This is a genomic window from Clostridiales bacterium (assembly GCA_017569285.1).
Taxonomy (GTDB): Bacteria; Bacillota; Clostridia; order Christensenellales; family Aristaeellaceae; genus Aristaeella.
The window spans coordinates 394,694-415,801 of the sequence record CP069419.1 but is presented as its reverse complement, the minus strand read 5'-3'; the positions used below and the strand labels follow the sequence as shown (position 1 = coordinate 415,801).

The window sequence follows — 21,108 nt, the reverse complement described above, 5'->3', positions numbered from 1 at the left end:
AACCATGCGGCACATTCCATCTGGTGATACATTCCATGCCGGCGTACTCTCCTTTGAGGAGGCGCTGATTCCCGGCGCTTCCGACTATGACCGGGAGCGCTGGATTTACGTACCGGACCATTACAGTGAATACCGGTATATCCTCGGAACCCGGGGAAACCATCCGCTGGTGTGTATCGGAATCAATCCATCCACTGCGGTACCGGACCGGCTGGACAACACGCTGAAAAGCGCCCAGCGGATCGCGCTGTTCAACGGGTATGATTCCTTTATCATGTTCAACGTGTATGCCCAAAGGGCGACGGATCCGGATGACATGGAAAAAAACATGAATCCGTACCTGCACGCGGAGAATATGAAAGCATTTACCTGGATTATGGAATATATTTCCCGGTCCGGGAAACCGGACCTGTGGGCAGCCTGGGGTGCAGTGATCGAAAAGCGGGATTACTTGAGCCGATGCGTGCTTGATATGGCGGAAATCGGCAACCGGTACGGCGCCGCGTGGTTTACAGCCGGACCGCGGAGCAAGGCCGGACATCCCCACCACCCCCTGTACCTGAAGAGCGACAGCCGGCTGGACCCGTTTCCGGATCTTACTGAATACCTGCAGACGATCGGGCAGGAGCAACAAAGAAACCACAGGAGTAAACGCATATGATGAAGACTTATGAAGAGCAAATCCGGATCCTGACCCGGGACTGTGACGTGAACGGCCAGTGGCGGATCAGCGCTATCCTGGAAGCTATGCAGGAAGCTGCAGGAGCGCACAGCTGCCTGCTGGGCTGCGGAAGGGATGAGCTGCTGAAGAGAAATATGGTGTGGGTCCTGTCCCGGATTGAGCTCCGGATGAGCCGGTATCCGCGAATCGGGGAGACGGTGACCCTGTCGACCTTTCCCATGCCGACCCGGATCTGTTTCTTTCCCCGGTATTACCTGCTCCTGGACAAGGACGGGGAAATGATCGGCAAAGCCGGGTCCCTCTGGCTGCTGATGGATACCGAAACGCGGCGTATGCTGCCTCCGGGTGACGTAGCCCGCCTGATTCCCGACAACCGCGACCTGACGGTTCCGATGAACCTGCCGGCCACCGTCGGCCAGCTGCAGGGTGAAGAGTTTGTTTCCATGCATACCCCAGTCTATACCGACCTGGATGTGAACGGCCATGTCAACAACACGCGGTATGCGGACTGGCTGTGCAACATCCTCGGTACGGAAATCATGATGCGCTCCGAACCGGAAGCCGTGATCCTGAACTACAGCCATGAAATCCTGCCGGGCCAGCAGGTGACACTGCGCCGGGTGATGAAGGACGAACAGTTCCGCCTGACGGGATATGTGAATGACGCAATTGCTTTTGATATCGGCGGAAGCCTGCGGGCGAGACAATCATAAGATGGAGAGGGAAACGCGTATGAATGAAACCAATCCGGCGGTCCGGAATGCCGTGATCCTGATTCCGTCGCTTGAACCTGATGAGCGGCTGCCTGCGTATATCCACGAACTGGAGCAAAGCGGATTCGGGCTCATTGTTGTGGTGGACGACGGCAGCGGGGAAAACTATCAGCCGGTATTCCGGGAGGTTGCGGAGATTCCGCGTACGACGGTTCTCCGGCATGAGGTGAACCGCGGGAAAGGCGTCGCACTGAAAACCGGCTACCGCCATATTATGGGACTTGCGGAAACATACCGGACGGTGATTACCGCTGATTCAGACGGGCAGCATACAGTCCGGGACTGCATCCGCCTGGCGGAGAAGGTGGCGGACGGACAGAAGGCCCTGTACCTGGGGAGCCGGGATTTCAACCTGCCGGATATACCGCCGAAGTCCCGGACGGGAAACCGGATTACATCCACCGTGTTCAAGCTGCTGTACGGGCAATGGCTGCCGGATACACAGACCGGACTGCGTGCCTTCCGCCGGGAGGAACTGCCCTTCATGGCAGAGGTTGAGGGCGAACGGTATGAGTATGAAATGAAGGTGCTGATTGCCTGTGCCCGGGCCGGAATTCCCATGATTCCCGTTACAATCGAAACCATTTACGAGAACGGGAATGAGGGGACCCATTTTCATCCCGTACGGGATTCCTGGCGGATTTACAAGGTCATCCTGGGCAGCTTTTTCCGCTTTATGGGATCTTCCCTGTTCTGCGTACTGATTGACCAGGTGGCGGCGTTTATCCTGCGGGAATGGCTGCTGCCCGGCTGGGGAGTCCCGGCCGGTTCCCTGTGGAATGTGAATATCAGCGGATGGGGAGCGCGGCTGATCAGTTCCGTCGTCAATTACACGCTGAATAAAAACCTGGTTTTCAGGCAGAAGGGAAACGGCCGGAATACCGCCCTGAGATATGCCCTGGTCTGCGTGATTGTGATCTGTATCTCCAACCTCGGTGTATGGCTGCTGGGCAGGATCGGGATGGCAGGATGGCTGGCCAAGCTGCTCATGGATACCGTGCTGTATTTCCTCAGTTACCGGCTGCAGCAGGCGTGGGTATTCCGGGAGGCAGCATGACATGAGGACCATCGTACTTGCGGGACTTGGCGCGGCCCTGTTTATGATTCTCCTGTTTTCCGTGCTGTGGGTACTGGATGTCCGCAAAAGAACCATGGGGAGGCTGACGGCAGGCCACTGGACCAATGCCGCCGGTTTTGGACTGCTTCCGGGCATTACTGTCTGGAAAGCGTTTGACGCCTTTGCGGGAAGCACGGGGAACGGAAAACTGCTGTTTCAGCCAATCCGGGATATCCCGTGGATCACGGCAGACGGGCGGTTTGTTCCGGGGCGCATCGAGTTCTGCACTGCAGTGCTTCTGCTGGCGGGAATGATCATCTGGCTGATTATCCGGAAAAAAGACATTCCCGGGAATGGAGACGTGCTGATCACCGTTCTTTGTTTGTGGGCAGCGGTACGAAGTGTGACAGAAGGGCTGCGGGCAGAGCCGCCGCGGACCGGGCCGTTCAGCCTGGTGATCCTGCTTTCGGCGGCTGTGGAACTGATCTGCCTGGCTGTCTGGACAGTCCGCCGGGGGCAGAAACAAAAAAGCACGGTGATGACCGCGCTGGAATGGATTGCTGTGGCAGGCTGCGGAGCATTGATCCTGCTCCAGGAAGCCGGGATTCTGTCCATGGGAAGTGAGATTGCAGACTTTTCCGCTTCCGCGGGGTGCGCCCTGCTGGCGGCAGCCCTGATCCTGAGCGCAGGAAGGGACAGCCGGGAAAACTGATTTACTTCCGGCCAGGACAGTTGGTTTTCGGACAGCCTTTACAGGTGTCCAGATCAATCCGGTCCCCGGATATCGTCATTTCGGTTCCGTCCGAAGCAGAAGCGCAGCCACGGAATCCAAGACGGGTGAAGAATCCCTCGGTACCAGCAGGACAGCGGAGGCGGACCTCTGAGGCCGCATGGGACTGCGCCTTATACAGGAGCAGGCGGAGTGTCAGGTCGCCCAGCTTCCTGCCGCGGCGGCTTTCGAGTACCCCGATGTCTCCAAGCCAGTAAACTCCGTCCCGGTACCAGATCCGGCCGGAGGCACACGGAATTCCATCCTCGTAAATGAGTGCGTTCCAGCTGAGCGGATCGAGATCATCCGCGGCGCGGGAAAAAACAGATTCCCGGACAGGAATGAGCGGGGAGATATCTTCCCCGGGGGCAAACCATTTTCCCTGAACCATAGGCGTCTCCTTTGATTAAACAGCATCGGAAAGGGTACATAAATGGATCCGAAAAAGATTGAACGAATCAATGAGCTTGCCCGGAAAAAGAAAGAGACCGGGCTGACTGAAGCCGAGCTGGCCGAACAGGCGGAACTGCGCAGGGAATACCTGGACGGATACCGGCAGAACCTGAAGGCCATGCTGGACAGCATTGTCGTGGAAGAAAAGGACGGGACCCGGCATCCGCTGCAGAAAAAAAGCGTCCCGCCGACTCAATAATACGTGGTCGGAACCGGAAAGTCAACTTGCCAAAGAATCTGGATAACGGTATAATTTCGGCGTACACGATATGAAAGGAGTGTCGGATTATGAATGAAAATGAAATGAACGGAATGGAAGGTATGGAAGAAGACGTGATCGTCTTTGAGGACGAGGACGGCCAGGAATATGAATTCAGTGTTGTGGACTATTTCTTCTATAACGGGGAGGAATATGCCCTGCTGACTGAAAACGGCACGGAAGGCACCGAACAGGAAGGCGAATGCATCGTCTGCAAGGTGGTTCCCGTAACCGGGGAAGACGGTGCGGAAGACGAAGAATTCGAACTGGTGGAAGATGAAGAGCTTGCCCAGAAACTGATTGATATCGCCAATACGCACATGGCGGAAGATGAAGAAGAGGAAGAATAAGACATGAAACTGCCAATCCGGATCCTGACAGCGCTGCTGTGTGCGGCGATTATCCTGTTTATGCCGTTCGTGCTTTCATCTCCCCAGATCCTGGACAACGAAAAGGCCAGGCTGATGCAGGACGATGCGGAAGAGGACGAGGCGGAGGACGGAGACAGCGAGGAAATCGACTTCGGCCGCCTGCTTTTCCCGTCGGCTTATGCGGAAGGCGGCGAGGACAGCCCGGAAACGAGCGAAGAAGTGATCGTGGAGACGTATGTTGAGGGTGAACTGCATATCAATCCGGAGTGGAAGCTTCCCCTGGACTTTACCGTTCCACCGCTGCCGAACCCGGACAAGTATACCGAGGACGGCTACGAGGATCAGAGCATCCGTGTTTCCGTGGAGACACGGGATATCAACGGTATTACCGTGCATATCGCATTTGTGCGGATTGCGGATGCCAGCCAGCTCCGCACAGCCGTAGCTGGGACCGCACAGAACAACAAGACGGTGCTTTTCAAGGCTCTTGCGCGGGATACGCATGCACTGGTTGCCATCAACGGCGACCGGTATACGAGCGACGCGAAGAAGACGACTTTTGAGTATCGGATGACGGAAAAAATCCGGAGCAAGACCAACAACCTGAAGGACATCCTGATCATTGACGACCTGGGAGACTTCCACCTGTTTATTAAGTCCCAGGGCCTTCACAAGGATGATCAGCCATACTTTGTGAATGTTATGAAGGAGGAAGGGCGCCAGGTAGTGAACGCCTTTACATTCGGACCGGCCCTGGTCAAGGATGGGGAACTGCTGACGGTTGATGAACATTACGGCTACAACCCCCATGGACGCGAACCCCGGTCCGCGATCGGCCAGACAGGCCCGCTGAGTTATGTAATGGTGCTGGTGGAAGGCCGTACCAGCGGCAATGACAAAGCCGGAATCAGCCAGCAGGGACTGGCGCAGATCATGTATGACCTTGGCTGCGTGCAGGCTTACAACCTGGACGGCGGAAATACCTCCGAAATGATTTTCTGCGGCCCCGCGGATGAATACGGAAAGCTGACGACCCGGCTCTATTTTGAAGGAGACCAGGTTGCGGGCGACCGGCAGCAGAAGGATATTATCTACTTCGCCACCGCTGTCCCCGAATCTGAATGGTAAAGGACTGGAAAGACTGATGATGTTAAGGGAAGATGCTGTCCGCATCAGCCTGCTCGGGATGGAAATGTATCCGTACGGCCTGTGCTGTGCCATCGGTGCCGCATGTGCGCTGGCGGCCGCCGGAGTGGTCTGCCGTGTGCGGAAGACTCGGCCGGGAACGGCTTCACTCGCATGCCTGCTCTGCCTGGTCCTGGGAATTGTGTGCAGCCGACTGGCGTTCTGCCTGCTGGACCAGGAATTCGGCAGCATGATCCCCTTCAGTGCCTGGTTCCTTGCGGACCGTGGGGGCTGGAGCCTGTTCGGGGCAATCGGCGGTGTCTTGCTCGGAGCGTGGCTGAGCGCCCGGATCACAGGGGAAAAACCAGCCCGGATCCTGGATGCCGCATCTGTCGGAATGTGCCTGTTTATCGTTGCGGAACGGCTGGCGGAAGGCCGGATTGACGGATTCAACATCAGCCGGTCGCTTCCGGAAGGCACCCGGGTCGGCGGCTTTTTCATTGTAAAGGACGCCTATGACCTGAGCTATCTTGCAACCTACCGGATTGCCGCTGCTTTTGCGGCAGTCCTGTTTCTGGTTCTTGCTTTCAGCATGCTGCGGGGCAGGAGACAGGACGGGGATACATGGATTCAGTTCCTGATCCTTGGCGGTGCCGGCGGGATCCTGCTGGAGAGCCTGCGGTATGACGGATTCCTGGAATTCAGTTTTGTCCGCTTCCAGCAGGTGCTTGCTGCTGTGATGCTGGTATGGGGCCTGGTGCTCGCTGCCCGAAGGAGCGGCAGGCATGGAAAAGGCTTTGTTTCCGGCGTGACGGCTGTACTGGTGCTGGCAGTCGGAATCTGTATCGGAATTGAGTTTGCACTCGACCGGACCAGCCTCAGCCACGTACTGCTCTATGTGGTTATGGCTGCGGCGGTTGCCGTTCCGGTTGTGTTCGGCTTTATCCTGCTGCGCCGGAATAATCTCACGGAAGGACAGAATCATTCGTGACGGGGAAGTCAGAAAACGGAATGCCCATGATTTCGGTTATGGGAACACTGCCGGGGTATATCTACTGCATGCTGCTTTCCAACATGCTGGTGGACATGCCTCTTTTTGGCGGGGCCCTTTATCTGTGCGGACACGCGGTGATTGTGTTTGCTTCCGTTTTCGGAAAAAGGAACCGAACCTACCTGCCGGGTTATTCCCGGATCTGGGCTATTGCATTGCTGGCCGTGCTGAGTATTGCCGGTGTTCTGCTGGCTGGCATCTATCCGGCAACACTCCGGAACGGAAATGTCTGGGTGATGTTTGCGGCAGCAGCCCTGTGCCTTTGCGCTGACGGTATGACGATCCGGCTTTCACGCCTGGCCGGACGCTCCGCCAGCCGGTCTGTCCGGACCCTGGCAACTGCCGGAATCATCCAGGTGGTTGTCATTGCGGCGATGACCTGGGTACTGATGCACAATATTGGCTGGAGTGACGGATGGCCGCTGGCCGCCGGATTTGCACTGATGACAATCGGGAACGCGCTGCACGCACGGCATCAGCGGCATGCTTCCGCCCTGGCGGAGGAAGATGACGGCGAACAGGCACCGGAAATCCGCAAGGTCAAAGCTTACCATACCATGGACTGGATCAGCCTGCTGCTGGTGATGGCGGTTGAACTGACAACCGCTGTGCTGTATGCACTGCTGGCGACCAACCGGGAATGGCTGTTCCCGGCAATTGTTGTGGCAATCCTATGCACGCTGATTCCTTCAGCTGCCGGAAGATGGATGCTGCGGCGCCTCGAAAAGAGCGGGAAAAAGGATCCGACCTGGCTGTTGGTTACAGGCCTGGTGCTGTGGCTCGGAGGAATTGTCCTGTGCAGCATGATGCTTCGAAGCGGGCAGCTGGAGTATATCCGGATTTATATTTACCTGTCGGTATGCACCATCGGCGGCACCCTGAGCCTGACCGGGCTTGGCCGCATAGAGGAAATTATGCCGGACGCCGTCAGCGTGACCGGACAGCAGATCCAGCCCGGCTACTGGCGGCTGCGTAACGCCAACTGGGAGCTTGCGCGGCTGTTGGGTGACACCCTGGCGCTCACCGCGCTGATTATCTTCTGCTTTGTGAACGGGAAGGACCTTCCGCAAAGTGCGGAAGAGCTTGCTTCCCGTTTCCAGCCGGTGATGATGGTTCCGCTGATCCTGGTGGTGATCGGTGCCCTGGTCAGCGCAATCCGCTTTCCGCTGAGCTCCCGCTATATCGAAAAGCTGAAAAAATTCCTGGATATCCGGGAAGCCGGAGCAGACAACCCGGCACTGAAGCGGCAGCTGGAGCATGTGGTTACGGAACCGTACCGCCAGCCATATCTCTCCCGTTTCCTGATTGCGATCCTTCGCGCGTTTTACCGGCATAAAACCGTGAATGCCGATCACATTGAACTGGATGACAGTAATCCGGTTGTATTCCTGTGCAACCACGGCGAAATCTACGGCCCGATTGTCTGCAATCTGTTTATTCCCGTACCGATCCGGACCTGGACAATCTCCCGGATGATGTATGACAAAGCCCAGGTTACGGAGTATGTATATGAAAACACCTTCAGCAAGCTGACCCGTTTCCCGCTTTTTGTCCGCAAAACGCTGGCGCGGTTTATCGGGTGGCTGAGCGTTACCGTAATGAACCAGATCGAGTCCATCCCCGTATACCGCGGATCCCCCATGAAACTCCGGGAGACGGTTCGGATGAGCATTGAAGCACTGGAAGCCGGGGATAACCTGCTGATTTTTCCGGAATCCCAGGACGGAATCTATGAACGGACCGGCGTGGGGAAAATCTCTCCCGGGTTCCTGATGCTGGCGGAAGCATACTGGAAAAAGACCCACAAGAAGATGCGGATGCTGCCGTTGTACGCAAACAAGGAAGCCCGGACGGTCACATTCGGAACCATTGTCACCTATGAACCGGAAAACGGATTCCAGCAGGAACAGGTTCGCGTGGTGGAGGAAGTGACCGCGCAGATCCTGGAAATGGCGGGAACAGGAACCGAAGGGAAGGCGGCGCAGGAAACATGAGAAGAGTACTGGCAGCGTTTATGGTGCTGATGATGGCAGCCGCCACCGGCAGCGCGCATGCAGCGGGTTTCGGACTGCTGAGCACACCTGTGCCACAGGCGACGGAGCAGATTTCCGCGTTCACCTTCCGGAACGGAATCAGCTGGAATATGAGTACCGAGCAGGTGCGTTCCCTGGAGGTTACTCCCATGAACGAGCGCACATCCGGCGAGTGGTCGGTGATGATGACGGCGGAGAAAGTGGCTGTCAGCCGTTTTACCGCGGACCTGGTATTCATTTTCCGGCAGAACCAGCTGCGCATGATCACGTATGAATTCAATCACAATAACGATTCTGTCATCAGCTTCTATTATCTGATCGGGGCCCTGGAATTCAAATACGGGAAGAGCCAGGATGCGGAACCGCAGATCGTGAAAAACCTGATGGACCGGATTGACCCCAACCATTACCAGACAGAGCGGATTCAGCAGGTACATGCCTGGACGGACAAGGACGGAACCGGCATTTACCTGTACTATTTCGATACGGACCGGTTTGCAATCCTGTACGCATCACCGGAGCTGAGTGCGCCGGGCGGCGGGTATGACGTAAACGGGCTGTAACAGAATATCCGTATTCCGGACGGACAGCATGAAAGTGCTGCCCGTTTTTTGCGGTTTTCACACTGTAATCCTTCATCCGCCGTTCACATAAAATTCACCGTGAATCCCATGAAAAACCAAGCGGAAATACTTGACAAAGCACTACCGCGGTGGTAGAGTATGCATGTGGTTAGCACTCACAGGCATCGAGTGCTAACAACCAGGAAAGGAGGCGGGTGCATGGAGATGGATGACCGCAAAATGCGGATCCTGCAGGCAATCATCGATGACTATGTGCTGACCGGTGTTCCGGTCGGTTCCAGGACGATCAGCCGGAAATACGACATGGGCCTTTCCTCCGCCACCATCCGGAATGAGATGAGTGACCTGGAAGAACTGGGGTTCCTGGACCAGCCGCATGTTTCCGCCGGGCGGATTCCTTCCGCCAAGGCCTACCGCCTGTATGTGGATACCCTGCTGCAGACGGGGAAAATCCGGGATGACAATGAGGAAACCATCCGGCGCCATTTTTCCGGACGGATCCACCAGATGGAGGACGTGATCGACCACGCGGCGCAGGTGCTGTCCACACTGACGAGATACACTGCCGTGGTGCTTTCGCCAAAGGGAGCCCAGCCCCGGCTGCAGACTGTGCAGCTGGTTCCGGTATCCAGTGAAACCGCACTGGTGGTCATTGTGACCGATATGGGTGTGATCCGCGACAGTGTGATCCGGATCGGCAACCAGATGGACAGTGATACCCTGTATGCCATCTCAAGAACGCTGACGAACGAGCTTCGGGGGATGACCCTCCAGGAAGCCTGTGAACGGATGCCGGCACTGATCAACCGGATGTACGGGAATGATGAGGTGCTTCGGGAACTGTACGGGTTCCTGAACGAAGGGCAGCAGAACAACCAGCGTGCGCATATGGCAGTCGGAGGAACCAGCAATATCCTGGCCTATCCTGAATACAGCGATGTGGATAAAGCCCGGAATTTCCTGAGCCTGATGGAGACCCGGGACAAGCTGGCCGATATCATCCGCGGGAACAATGAGATGTCCTTCACCGTACGGATTGGTCCGGAGACCGGCGTTCCCGAAATGGTGGACTGTTCGATCGTTACGGCAACCTACTCCGGCCGGGGCGGGCAGCAGGGGACGATCGGCGTGATCGGGCCGACCCGGATGCGGTATTCCAGCGTACTTTCCATCCTGAACATGATGGGGCGCCAGCTGACCGACCTGCTGGGCGGAGAGGATGAGAACAAATAGAAGAAAGGCAGAATGAGATGAGCAGGAAGGACAAGGAGAAGCAGATCCCGGAGGAAGAGCTCATGACGGAGGTTCCGGAGGAACCTTCCGAAAATGAAACGGAAACTGCGGAGGAAACTTCCGGACAGGACGGAGACGCCCTGAAAAAGGAACTGGAAGAGGCCAACGCAAAAACGGCTGAATACCTGGCGATGGCCCAGCGTGTCCAGGCGGATTTCGAAAACTACCGGAAACGGAATGAAACCGTCCGCGCAGATGCATTTGCTGACGGACGGCGGGAAGTGGCAGCCGCCATGCTGCCGGTGCTGGACAACCTGGAACGGGCTGTGGGTGCCGCGGCGGACAGCGTTGATGAAGCGCTGAAGAACGGCATGGAGCTGGTACTCAAGCAAATGACGGATATCTACCAGAAGATGGATGTCACACCGATTGACCGGAAGGGCGAACGGTTTGATCCGAATCTGGAGAACGCGGTGCTCCAGGGAACCGCCGAGGAAGGTGAACCGGGAACGGTTTGCCAGGTCCTGCAGAAGGGCTACCGGATGGGCGACCGGGTACTGCGGCATGCGATGGTGAAAGTCGTCGCGGAATAAAAAGCGTATAACGAAACGGATACAGAACAGGAGGACAAGATTATGAGCAAGATTATCGGTATTGACCTGGGAACTACAAACAGCTGCGTTGCGGTAATGGAAGGCGGACAGCCGGTCGTGATCGCGAATGCCGAAGGCAGCCGCACCACCCCTTCGGTGGTGGCATTTACCAAGGACGGTGAGCGCCTGATCGGCCAGGTTGCAAAGCGCCAGGCGGTTACCAACCCCGATCGGACGGTGATTTCCATCAAGCGTGAGATGGGCACCTCCTACAAGGTCAGCATTGACGGGAAACAGTATACCCCCCAGGATATCAGCGCAATGGTTCTCAGCAAGATGAAGGAAACCGCTGAAAGCTATCTGGGTGAGAAAGTGACCCAGGCGGTTATCACAGTTCCTGCCTACTTCAATGACAGCCAGCGCCAGGCCACCAAGGATGCCGGCCGGATCGCCGGACTGGAGGTACTGCGGATCATCAACGAGCCGACTGCTGCGTCCCTGGCTTACGGCCTGGACAAGGAAGAAAACCAGAAGATCCTGGTGTACGACCTGGGCGGCGGCACATTCGATGTCAGTATCCTGGATATCGGTGACGGCGTGTTTGAAGTGCTGAGCACAAACGGCAATACCCGCCTGGGCGGCGATGACTTTGACCAGCGGATCATTGATTATGTCGCGGAGCAGTTCAAGAAAGAGAATGGAATCGACCTCAAGCAGGACAAGATTGCCGCGCAGCGGCTGAAGGAAGCTGCCGAGAAGGCCAAGATTGAGCTGAGCGGAACGACCACCGCCAACATCAACCTGCCGTTCATCACCGCAGATGCCACCGGCCCGAAGCACCTGGACATCACGCTGACCCGTGCGAAGTTTGACGAGCTGACCGCTGACCTGGTGGACGCCACCGTGGAACCGATGCGGAAAGCCCTGAAGGATGCCGGCCTGACCGTGGACCAGATCAATAAGGTGATCCTGGTCGGCGGAAGCACCCGGATTCCCGCTGTACAGGATGCGGTCAAGAAGGTTACCGGCAAGGAGCCTTTCAAGGGCATCAACCCCGACGAGTGCGTTGCCATCGGCGCGGCGATCCAGGGCGGCGTCCTGGGCGGAGAAGTCAAGGACGTTCTGCTGCTGGATGTTACCCCGCTGAGCCTGGGCCTTGAAACAGAAGGCCATATCTTCACCAAGCTGATCGACCGGAATACCACCATCCCGACCAGCAAGAGCCAGGTATTCTCCACCGCGGCGGACGGGCAGACCACCGTTGAAATCCATGTGCTGCAGGGTGAACGCCAGATGGCCTATGACAACAAGACGCTTGGCCGCTTCCAGCTGACGGGAATTGCTCCCGCTCCGCGCGGTGTGCCGCAGATTGAAGTTACCTTCAGCATCGACAACAACGGCATCGTGAACGTGTCCGCCAAGGACAAGGCGACCGGCCATGAACAGCAGATTACGATCACGGCCAGCACGAACCTGAGCGAGGAAGAAATCAACCAGCGCGTCAAGGAAGCTGAACAGTTCGCGGAGCAGGACAAGAAACGCCGTGAAGAAGTGGAAACGCTGAACCGTGCGGACAGCCTGATCTACGAAACGGAAAAGACGCTGCGCGACAACGGCGACAAGCTGTCCGATGAGGACAAGAACAGCGTGCAGGCGGAGATCGATGCGTTCAAGAAGGTTCGCGAAGGCAACAACGCGGAAGAGATCAAGAACGCGATGGAAGGCTTCACCCAGAAGGTATACGCAGTATTCGGCAAGCTGTACCAGCAGCAGGCCGGCGCGGACGGAAACCCCATGGGCGGGCAGGGAGGACCTGAACCCGGCACAACCAATGACGACGGCAGCGTGAACGCCGACGGCAGTGTCGAATAAGGAAACACAGGAAGAATGAACGAAACAGGCCCGCCCCGACGGAGGTGGGCCTGATTTCGGGAAACGAGGTGAGATAAGGTGGCGGAAAAACGGGATTACTACGAGGTGCTCGGTGTCGGCAAAAATGCGACAGATGAGGAGATCAAACGGGCATACCGGAAGAAAGCCAAGGAATGCCACCCGGACCTGCACCCGGACGACAAGGAAGCGGTGGAGCGCTTCAAGGAACTGAACGAGGCGAATGAAGTCCTTTCTGATCCGGACCGCCGGGCCAGATATGACCAGTTCGGCTTTGAGGATCCGCCGGCCGGCATGGGCGGCGGAAACCCGTTCAGCGGCTTTGATTTCGGCGGTGTGGGCGATATATTCGACCAGCTGTTCAACGGCGGAATGGGCGGCCGGGGAACACGCAGGCAGGGACCTGTCCAGGGAAATGACCTGCGGTATGAGCTGCGGATTACATTTGAGGAAGCCGCAAAGGGCTGCCAGAAGAGCTTTGAAATTTACCGGAACGAGCTTTGTGAATCCTGCCAGGGAACCGGTGCCAAACCGGGGACCAGTCCGGTGACATGCCCCACCTGCCAGGGAACCGGCCAGATGCGCCAAAGCAGCGGATGGATGACCATGATGCGGACATGCTCCGCGTGCGGCGGAACCGGCAAGGTGATCAAGGACAAGTGTCCGGACTGTGCCGGGAGCGGGCGTGTACGGAAGAAGAGGACCGTGACGGTCAAAGTGCCCGCCGGTATTGACAACGGCCAGACGATCATCATGAACGGCCAGGGCGAGCCCGGAATGCGCGGCGGCACGAACGGAGACCTGTACATTGTGGTGGGGGTGAAACCCCATAAGCTGTTCAGGCGGGAAGGATACAACCTGCTGCTGGATTTCCCGGTCAGCTTTGTGACGGCCGCCCTCGGCGGAGACGTTGAGGTGCCGACGCTCAGCGGGCCGATCAAATACCGGATTCCGGAGGGTACGCAGCCCGGGACGGAATTCCGGATCAAGGGAGCCGGAATCCAGCAGCTGCGAAGCGCCGGGAAGGGTGATCTGGTGCTGCGGGTAAAGGTGGAAATCCCGAAACGGCTGAACAGCAAACAGAAGGATCTGCTGCGGCAGTTTGATGCCACCACCTCCGACCGGGAATATGACAACCGGAAAGGGTTTATGGACCGGGTCAAGGAACTGTTCCAGTGACTGAAATGCTTATCAAGCGCGGGGCCGATGGCTTCCGCGCTTTTTAAGCGGACACGGTCACTTGACGATTCCGGCCTGAAAACGGTAAAATATAAAGGTTAAAGGGTATGAACGGAAAGGAATGGGCACATGGAGCAGACAGGATGGCAGCGGACATGGGTCAGGGTGGTGCTGACGATGCTGACAGCCGCCGTGATGCTGCTGATTTTCTTCTTCTCCAATGAGACGGCCGACCGCTCCGACCGCACCAGCGGCATATTTACCCGTGTTGTCATTGATACTGCGTATCCGGATTTTGAGGAGCTGCCGGAGCCTGAACAGGAAGAAGTTTACAATGTAATCCAGCATCTGGTGCGCAAGACCGCCCATTTTACCGAATATGCCCTGCTTGGACTTTTGCTCCGGTTCTGCCTGCAAAGCTGGATCGGAAATAAAAAAAGGCATCTGCTTCCGGTCAGCTGGATGATCGGAACGCTATATGCGGTGACGGATGAGCTGCACCAGCTGCTGACGGACGGGCGCGCAGGCCAGTGGACGGATGTGGTACTGGACAGTTCCGGCGTACTGACCGGCGCTGTAATTGCATCGGTCGTCGTAGTGCTGGGCAGCAAAGCATATATCGCGGCGAAAGAGAAGGAGGCAAGGGAACCGGATGGCGTACTTCAAAAGCAATGAGCAGGAAGAAACCCGCAGAAATCCGTCCCTGCCGGATGAACCGGGTACCAATGCCGGAAGCGGCTGGGAGGAATACCCGGAGGATGATTATGACGACGGATTTGACGACCCCTATGAAGATGAAGATCCGGACGATCTGCCGGAGCTTTCAGAAGATGAGAAGGCGGATATCCAGAAAAAACGGGCCAAAGTGGTTTTTGAAGCCGGCAACATTACCGGCATCATCGTCGGGACGGTACTGGTGCTCCTGCTGGTGACCATTCTGTTCAGTATGGCTTATTTTGTCCGTTCGGATATTACCCGAAACTTTACCCTGTTCCGGATTCAGTTCTGATGTGCCGGGCCGGCAGAACGACAGGAGTTTTTCACCATGAAGAACAGAATTTATCTGGACTATGCGGCAACCACACCGGTCCTGCCGGAAGTCCTGGCACAAATGCTGCCGTATTTTACCGAAAAGTTCGGCAATCCTTCCGGTGTGTACGGAACAGCCAGGGATGCCCACCGGGCTGTTGAACAGGCCAGGAGACAGGTGGCGGAAGCCATTGGCGCGGAACCGGCAGAAATATACTTTACTTCCGGCGGCAGCGAAAGCGACAATATGGCAATTCAGGGAATCGCCCGGGCAGCCTCCGGCCGGGGAAAGCATATTATTACCAGCCGGATTGAGCACCATGCCGTGCTGAATCCGTGCAGGCAGCTGGAAAGGGAAGGATGGCAGGTTACATACCTTCCGGTGGACCGGTCGGGCCGGGTTTCCCCGGAGGACGTGGAGAAAGCCATTACGCCGGACACCGTGCTGATCAGCATTATGACGGCCAACAATGAAATCGGCACCCTGGAGCCGATCGGGGAGATCGGGCGGATTGCGGGAGACCATGGAATCCCGTTTCATACCGATGCGGTCCAGGCGGTGGGATGCACAGATGTGGATGTCCACCGCGACAGAATCGACCTGCTGAGCCTGAGCGCACACAAAATTTACGGTCCCAAAGGAATTGGTGCACTGTTCATCCGCCGCGGAACAAGGATCGAAGGCCTGATCCGGGGCGGCGCCCAGGAGCGGGGGCTTCGGGCCGGGACGGAAAACACGGCCGGTATTGTCGGCCTTGGTGCCGCGATCCAAATTGCCAGAACGGACATGGCGGCAAGGACCGAAACGATCCGGTGCCTCCGGGACCGGATGATCCGGGAGACACTGGATACGATTCCGGAGTCATGGCTGAACGGACCTGCGGAGGGCCGGCTGTGCAACAACTGTCATTTCTCCTTTGCCGGTGTTGAAAGCGAGACACTGCTGCTGCGGATGGATCTGGCGGGGATTGCGGCTTCCGGCGGGAGCGCGTGTACTTCCGGCTCCACGGAACCCAGCCATGTACTGGAGGCAATCCGGCCCGGCGGGGAACAGACCGGGGGGAGCATCCGGCTGACCCTGGGCCGGGAGACAACGGAGGCGGATGTGGACGAAACTGTCCGGACCATGCGGGAGATTGTTGCAGACCTGCGGAATCTCCGGGGTATGCTGGTAAAGTGATTTGGGGCTTTTCATTTCCCCGGATTACGAGTATAATTCTGAAGGACCGAAACAAGTAAAAGGAGTAACGGAGCATGAAAATTCTGGTAGTAAACGCAGGATCCTCTTCCCTGAAGTATCAGCTGATCGACATGGACGGCGAGAAGGAACTGGCCAAAGGCCTGGTGGAACGGATCGGTATTGAGGGAAGCAAGCTGAAACACAGCGCCGGCGGAAAAAAGACGGAGATCTGTGAGGAAATCAAGGATCATGAGGCGGCTGCACAGCTGATGCTGAAGATCCTGCAGGATCCGGAATTCGGCGTGATCAAAAGCACGGATGAAATCGGTGCGGTCGGCCACCGTGTCCTCCATGGCGGCAGTGCGTTTACCGCTTCCGTTATTGTGAATGATGCGGCAAAACAGGCCATCCGGGACTGCTTCCCGCTGGGACCGCTTCACAATCCTGCCAACCTGATGGGAATCGAAGCGTGCGAGAAGGTCATGAAAGGCACTCCGCAGGTCGCCGTGTTTGATACTGCATTCCACCAGACAATGCCTCCGAAGGCCTATATGTACGGCGTTCCGAAGATGTATGAGGAAAAGCTGCATGTGCGCCGCTACGGTTTCCACGGAACCAGCCACCGCTATGTCAGCCGCCGGGTATGCGAATTCCTGGGGATCAGCCCCAAGGGGCAGCGGATTATCATTGCCCACCTGGGGAACGGATCCAGCCTGAGCGCTGTGAAGGACGGGAAGTGCGTGGATACATCCATGGGCCTGACGCCTCTGGAAGGCTTGCTGATGGGCACCCGGTGCGGCAGCTGCGACCCGGCTGTTGTGCAGTTTATTGCCAACAACCCCCTGAAGGATGACGGTACGCCCCTGGGCCATCCGATCAGTGTGGATGAAGTGCTGACCATGATGAACAAGAAGAGCGGCCTGCTGGGTATCAGCGGAAAGAGCAGCGACTGCCGCGATATTGATGCTCTGGCCGATCAGGGAGACGAGAACGCAATTCTCGCCCAGGAGATGCTGATTTACGGCATCAAGAAGTATATCGGTTCCTACGCAGCCGCTATGGGCGGGGTGGACGTGATCTGCTTCACGGCCGGTATCGGGGAGAACAATGCTTCCCTGCGTGAACGGGTGATTGACGGCCTGGAATTCATGGGCGCGAAGATTGATCCGGAAAAGAACAAGACCCGCAGCGAAGCTGTGATTTCCGCAGCCGACAGCAAGGTTAAGATCTGCGTGATTCCGACCAATGAGGAAATCATGATTGCCCGGGATACCCTGGATCTGGTCACGACCGGAAAGGTCCGGGACAATTGAAATTGTTGTTGACAAACGGTTTTGAAACAACTATAATTATCGACGGTCACTTTTGAGGTGAGGACATGAAGCTTGACGTATCAGATGCTTTAGCCCATCCCGGCCAGGAGTACCGATTTTCCGGAACGCAGGCCATTGCGGATCAGGAAATCGCCGGCGACACCGTCCGACTGGACGACTGTGCGGTGGAAGGAACTTTCCTGGCGGATGAAGACGGCAACATCGCGGTAAAAGGCAAGCTGAAGACCGTTGCCCATGCTCCCTGTGCCAACTGCCTGGGGGACGCGGAAGCCGGGGTTGAAAACAGCTTCGACGAAACGTTCCAGCGGGGCGGAGATCAGGAAGATGACGAAATCTTTGCCTACGACGGGCACGAGGTTTTCCTGGACAAGCTGGTGATGTCATACGCCGTCATGGCCCTGCCAATCCGTTTCCTTTGCAGGGAGGATTGCCCGGGCTTTGAATACAGGGACCCGGATGCCGCCCCGAATGAGCCGGGTATTCAATATCCGTTTGCAGGGCTGCAGCAATTGCTTGAAAACAAATTGGAGGTGTGAATCATGGCTGTTCCGAAGGGGAAAGTATCAAAGGCTCGCAAGCACAGCCGCCGCGCCAACTGGAAGCTGACCTTGCCGGGGATCGTTGAATGCCCCCAGTGTCATCAGATGAAGTTGGCTCATCGCGTGTGCAAGAATTGCGGTTATTATAACGGCGTCCAGGTCGTCAATAAGGACGAAGAAAAGAACGCCTGATTGTCGACTGCTTTTTTGGATCGTGATTTTGCAGCTCCGCCCATCAGGGTCGGAGCTGTTTTTCATTAATCCGCGAATGAAATAATCGGAGGTCAGAGCCATGAGCCAGAAGAAGACCGGCGCAGACATGGAAACCCGGTTCAATCCGCAGGAAATTGAGGCGGAAATCTATAAGGAATGGGAAGAAGCCGGCGCGTTTACCGCGCACCGTGTGGAAGGGAAGAAGCCCTTCACAATTGTGATGCCTCCGCCCAATGTTACCGGGCAGCTCCATATGGGCCATGCCATGGACTGCGTGATGCAGGATGCACCGATCCGCTATCACCGGATGAAGGGAGATCCGACCCTCTGGCTGCCCGGGACTGACCATGCTGCCATCGCCACGGAAGTGAGAATCGTGGAAGCGATGCGGAAGGAAGGCCTGACAAAGGAAGGGATCGGACGGGAAGCTTTCCTGGAACGCGCCTGGAACTGGAAAAAGGAATACGGCGGACGAATCGTTCACCAGCAGCGGAAAATGGGTGTCAGCTGCGACTGGACGCGGGAACGCTTCACCATGGATGAAGGATGCAGCCGGGCTGTCCGTGAGGTATTTGTTCGCCTGTATGAAAAAGGCCTGATCTATCGGGGGAACCGGATGATCAACTGGTGCCCTGCCTGCCAGAGCGCCATCAGCGATGCGGAAGTGGTTTACAAGGATGTGGCCAGCCACCTGTGGCATATCCGCTATCCCGGCGCGGACGGCAGTGAGGGCGTGGTAGTAGCAACCACCCGGCCGGAAACCATGCTGGGTGATACCGGCGTGGCGGTGAATCCCGCAGATGAGCGGTACACGAACCTGGTAGGCAGGAAAGTGATTCTGCCCATCGTGAATAAGGAAATCCCGGTCGTCGCCGATGACTATGTGGAGATGGAATTCGGCACCGGTGCGGTGAAGATGACGCCGGCCCATGATCCGAATGACTTCGAAGTAGCCCAGCGGCATAACCTGGAGATCATCACGGTAACCAATGACGACGGCACCATGAATGAGAATGCCGGCCGTTTTGCCGGGATGGATCCCATGGAATGCCGTAAGGCCGTGGTGGAAGAGCTGGAGAAGCTCGGCCTGCTGGTAAAGATTGAAGATTACAGCCATAATGTGGGCTTCTGCTACCGTCACGGGGATACTCCTGTGGAACCCCGCCTCAGCGAACAGTGGTTCGTGAAAATGAAGACCCTGGCGGAACCTGCGATTGCTGCGGTAAGGGAAGGCCGGACGAAGTTTGTGCCGGAACGCTTCAGCAAGATGTACTACAACTGGATGGAAAACATCCGTGACTGGTGCATCAGCCGCCAGCTCTGGTGGGGCCATCGGATTCCCGTATGGTATTGCGATAACTGCGGCGAGATGACCGTGAGCCGGGAAGACCCGACCGCCTGCCCGAAGTGCGGCGGGAAGCTGCATCAGGATGAAGATGTGCTGGACACCTGGTTTTCATCCGCCCTTTGGCCTTTCTCCACGCTGGGGTGGCCGGACAAGACGGAGGACCTGAAGTACTTCTATCCCACTAACGTGCTGGTGACCGGCTATGATATCATCACTTTCTGGGTATCCCGAATGATGGTTGCCGGTATTGAGAATATGGGTGCGGCCCCGTTTGAGACGGTGCTGATTCACGGCCTGGTGCGGGATGAGCTGGGACGGAAGATGTCCAAGTCCCTCGGAAACGGCGTGGATCCGCTGGAAGTGGTGGATGAATACGGAGCTGATGCGCTGCGCTTCAGCCTGGTGATGGGAGTCAGTCCCGGAAATGATACCCGGTACAGCCGGGAGAAGGTGGAATCTGCCCGGAACTTCGCCAATAAAGTATGGAACGCCAGCCGGTTCGTGCTGATGAATGTGAACGAGCGGAAGCCTTTTGTTCCCGTACAGCTGGAGACGGCGGACAAGTGGATTCTGACCCGGCTGCAGGAAGCAGTCCGCGACATATCCGACCATATGGAGGACGGCGATTTCGGACTGGCCGCAACCAAGATCTATGATTTTGCCTGGAGCGAATTCTGCGACTGGTATATTGAACTGAGCAAGAGCCGCCTGCTGGGCGAAGACGGCGAGAGCAAGGGAACCGTGAAGGCCGTGCTGCTGTATGTGCTGGAAAACCTGCTCAAGCTGCTGCACCCCTTCATGCCGTTCCTGACCGAGCAGGTTTACAAATACCTGCCGGACAGCGAAGGCTTCCTGATGCTGCAGAAGTGGCCGGAATACCGTGAAGACTATGTGTTCGAAGCGGATGAAACCCGGATGCAGGGTATCATGGAAATCATCCGGACGATCCGGAACCTCCGCAGCGAGATGAATGTAGCGCCTTCCAAACGGACCCGCCTGATGCTGCTGCCCGGCGAAGGCTGGCAGGAGACGCTGGCAGGCGGCGACGGATACTTCCGCCGGCTGGCAGGAGCATCTGAGACCGAACTGCTGGCAGACCGGAACCAGGTAACCGAGAAGACGGTTTCTGCGGTAACCGCGGCCGGCGAGCTGTTTATCCCGCTTGGCGATCTGGTGGATTTCGACAAGGAGATCGCACGCCTCACCAAGGAACTGGAGAATATCGGCAAGGAAATGAACCGCTCCCGGGGTATGCTGAATAATGCCGGCTTTATCGCCAAGGCACCGGCACAGCTGGTCCAGCAGGAAAAGGATAAGCTGGAAGCAGCTGCTGCCAAGGCAGAAGCCCTGGAAAAACGGATTGCTGAACTGAAGGAACAGATTTAATACCGGAAACCGGGCCGTGGATTTTTC

General features: G+C 57.0%; 22 protein-coding genes. 21 read left to right on the top strand and 1 reads right to left on the bottom strand.

Going from position 1 to position 21,108, the window contains the following annotated elements:
* The first annotated feature begins 4 nt into the window (after positions 1-4).
* The 4 genes from JNO48_01915 to JNO48_01900 are packed head-to-tail and all read left to right on the top strand — an operon-like array spanning position 5 to position 3,224.
* Positions 5-661, top strand: a complete 657-nt coding sequence (locus JNO48_01915; GenBank protein QTE68692.1) for a DUF1643 domain-containing protein — start codon at positions 5-7, stop codon at positions 659-661.
* A complete protein-coding gene (locus JNO48_01910) occupies positions 658-1,395 on the top strand; it encodes a hypothetical protein (GenBank protein ID QTE68691.1) in 738 nt (245 codons plus the stop codon). Before JNO48_01915 ends, JNO48_01910 begins: the two co-directional genes overlap by 4 nt.
* Positions 1,396-1,414: 19 nt before the next feature.
* Positions 1,415-2,512 carry a bifunctional glycosyltransferase family 2/GtrA family protein gene (locus tag JNO48_01905; protein QTE68690.1) on the top strand — a complete coding sequence of 366 codons (1,098 nt, stop codon included), beginning with the start codon at positions 1,415-1,417 and terminating at the stop codon, positions 2,510-2,512.
* A 1-nt stretch (position 2,513) separates the two neighbouring features.
* On the top strand, positions 2,514-3,224 hold the full coding sequence (locus JNO48_01900) for a hypothetical protein (GenBank protein QTE68689.1): 711 nt from the start codon (positions 2,514-2,516) through the stop codon (positions 3,222-3,224).
* A gap of 1 nt (position 3,225) precedes the next feature.
* On the opposite strand, the gene JNO48_01895 is transcribed toward JNO48_01900, so the two are convergent.
* Positions 3,226-3,672, bottom strand: a complete 447-nt coding sequence (locus tag JNO48_01895) for a GNAT family N-acetyltransferase (protein ID QTE68688.1) — start codon at positions 3,670-3,672, stop codon at positions 3,226-3,228.
* Between the two features lie 42 nt (positions 3,673-3,714).
* Here JNO48_01895 and JNO48_01890 point away from each other — a divergent pair, with 42 nt between their 5' ends.
* The 17 genes from JNO48_01890 to JNO48_01810 all read left to right on the top strand — a co-directional run bounded on the left by JNO48_01890 (position 3,715) and on the right by JNO48_01810 (position 21,081).
* The gene (locus JNO48_01890; protein ID QTE68687.1) at positions 3,715-3,933 is read left to right on the top strand and encodes a DUF896 domain-containing protein; all 219 of its coding nucleotides are present in this window, start codon (positions 3,715-3,717) and stop codon (positions 3,931-3,933) included.
* An 89-nt stretch (positions 3,934-4,022) separates the two neighbouring features.
* Positions 4,023-4,343: a DUF1292 domain-containing protein gene (locus JNO48_01885; protein ID QTE68686.1), complete on the top strand. Its 321-nt coding sequence runs from the start codon at positions 4,023-4,025 to the stop codon at positions 4,341-4,343.
* A 3-nt stretch (positions 4,344-4,346) separates the two neighbouring features.
* Positions 4,347-5,492 carry a phosphodiester glycosidase family protein gene (locus JNO48_01880; GenBank protein QTE68685.1) on the top strand — a complete coding sequence of 382 codons (1,146 nt, stop codon included), beginning with the start codon at positions 4,347-4,349 and terminating at the stop codon, positions 5,490-5,492.
* 16 nt (positions 5,493-5,508) lie between these two features.
* Positions 5,509-6,480 (top strand): prolipoprotein diacylglyceryl transferase, encoded by a 972-nt coding sequence (locus JNO48_01875; protein ID QTE68684.1) that lies wholly within the window; start codon positions 5,509-5,511, stop codon positions 6,478-6,480.
* Between the two features lie 20 nt (positions 6,481-6,500).
* A complete protein-coding gene (locus JNO48_01870) occupies positions 6,501-8,534 on the top strand; it encodes a hypothetical protein (protein QTE68683.1) in 2,034 nt (677 codons plus the stop codon).
* Positions 8,531-9,136 (top strand): hypothetical protein, encoded by a 606-nt coding sequence (locus JNO48_01865; protein QTE68682.1) that lies wholly within the window; start codon positions 8,531-8,533, stop codon positions 9,134-9,136. Before JNO48_01870 ends, JNO48_01865 begins: the two co-directional genes overlap by 4 nt.
* Before the next feature lie 219 nt (positions 9,137-9,355).
* A complete protein-coding gene (gene hrcA / locus JNO48_01860) occupies positions 9,356-10,390 on the top strand; it encodes a heat-inducible transcription repressor HrcA (GenBank protein QTE68681.1) in 1,035 nt (344 codons plus the stop codon).
* 17 nt (positions 10,391-10,407) lie between these two features.
* Complete coding sequence (grpE, locus tag JNO48_01855; GenBank protein QTE68680.1) at positions 10,408-10,983, top strand: nucleotide exchange factor GrpE; 576 nt, start codon at positions 10,408-10,410, stop codon at positions 10,981-10,983.
* 42 nt (positions 10,984-11,025) lie between these two features.
* A complete protein-coding gene (gene dnaK, locus JNO48_01850) occupies positions 11,026-12,855 on the top strand; it encodes a molecular chaperone DnaK (protein QTE68679.1) in 1,830 nt (609 codons plus the stop codon).
* A gap of 78 nt (positions 12,856-12,933) precedes the next feature.
* Positions 12,934-14,052 carry a molecular chaperone DnaJ gene (gene dnaJ / locus JNO48_01845; protein ID QTE68678.1) on the top strand — a complete coding sequence of 373 codons (1,119 nt, stop codon included), beginning with the start codon at positions 12,934-12,936 and terminating at the stop codon, positions 14,050-14,052.
* A 129-nt stretch (positions 14,053-14,181) separates the two neighbouring features.
* A complete protein-coding gene (locus JNO48_01840; protein ID QTE68677.1) occupies positions 14,182-14,727 on the top strand; it encodes a VanZ family protein in 546 nt (181 codons plus the stop codon).
* Entirely contained in the window at positions 14,705-15,061 is a 357-nt protein-coding gene (locus JNO48_01835; protein QTE68676.1) for a hypothetical protein, read from the top strand. Before JNO48_01840 ends, JNO48_01835 begins: the two co-directional genes overlap by 23 nt.
* 36 nt (positions 15,062-15,097) lie before the next feature.
* Positions 15,098-16,261 carry a cysteine desulfurase NifS gene (gene nifS / locus JNO48_01830; GenBank protein ID QTE68675.1) on the top strand — a complete coding sequence of 388 codons (1,164 nt, stop codon included), beginning with the start codon at positions 15,098-15,100 and terminating at the stop codon, positions 16,259-16,261.
* A 74-nt stretch (positions 16,262-16,335) separates the two neighbouring features.
* The gene (locus tag JNO48_01825) at positions 16,336-17,574 is read left to right on the top strand and encodes an acetate kinase (protein QTE68674.1); all 1,239 of its coding nucleotides are present in this window, start codon (positions 16,336-16,338) and stop codon (positions 17,572-17,574) included.
* 65 nt (positions 17,575-17,639) lie between these two features.
* Positions 17,640-18,131, top strand: coding sequence for a DUF177 domain-containing protein (locus JNO48_01820; GenBank protein ID QTE68673.1), 492 nt, complete (start codon positions 17,640-17,642; stop codon positions 18,129-18,131).
* Between the two features lie 3 nt (positions 18,132-18,134).
* Entirely contained in the window at positions 18,135-18,326 is a 192-nt protein-coding gene (rpmF, locus tag JNO48_01815) for a 50S ribosomal protein L32 (GenBank protein ID QTE68672.1), read from the top strand.
* A gap of 100 nt (positions 18,327-18,426) precedes the next feature.
* The gene (locus JNO48_01810) at positions 18,427-21,081 is read left to right on the top strand and encodes a valine--tRNA ligase (protein ID QTE68671.1); all 2,655 of its coding nucleotides are present in this window, start codon (positions 18,427-18,429) and stop codon (positions 21,079-21,081) included.
* Positions 21,082-21,108: the final 27 nt, after the last annotated feature.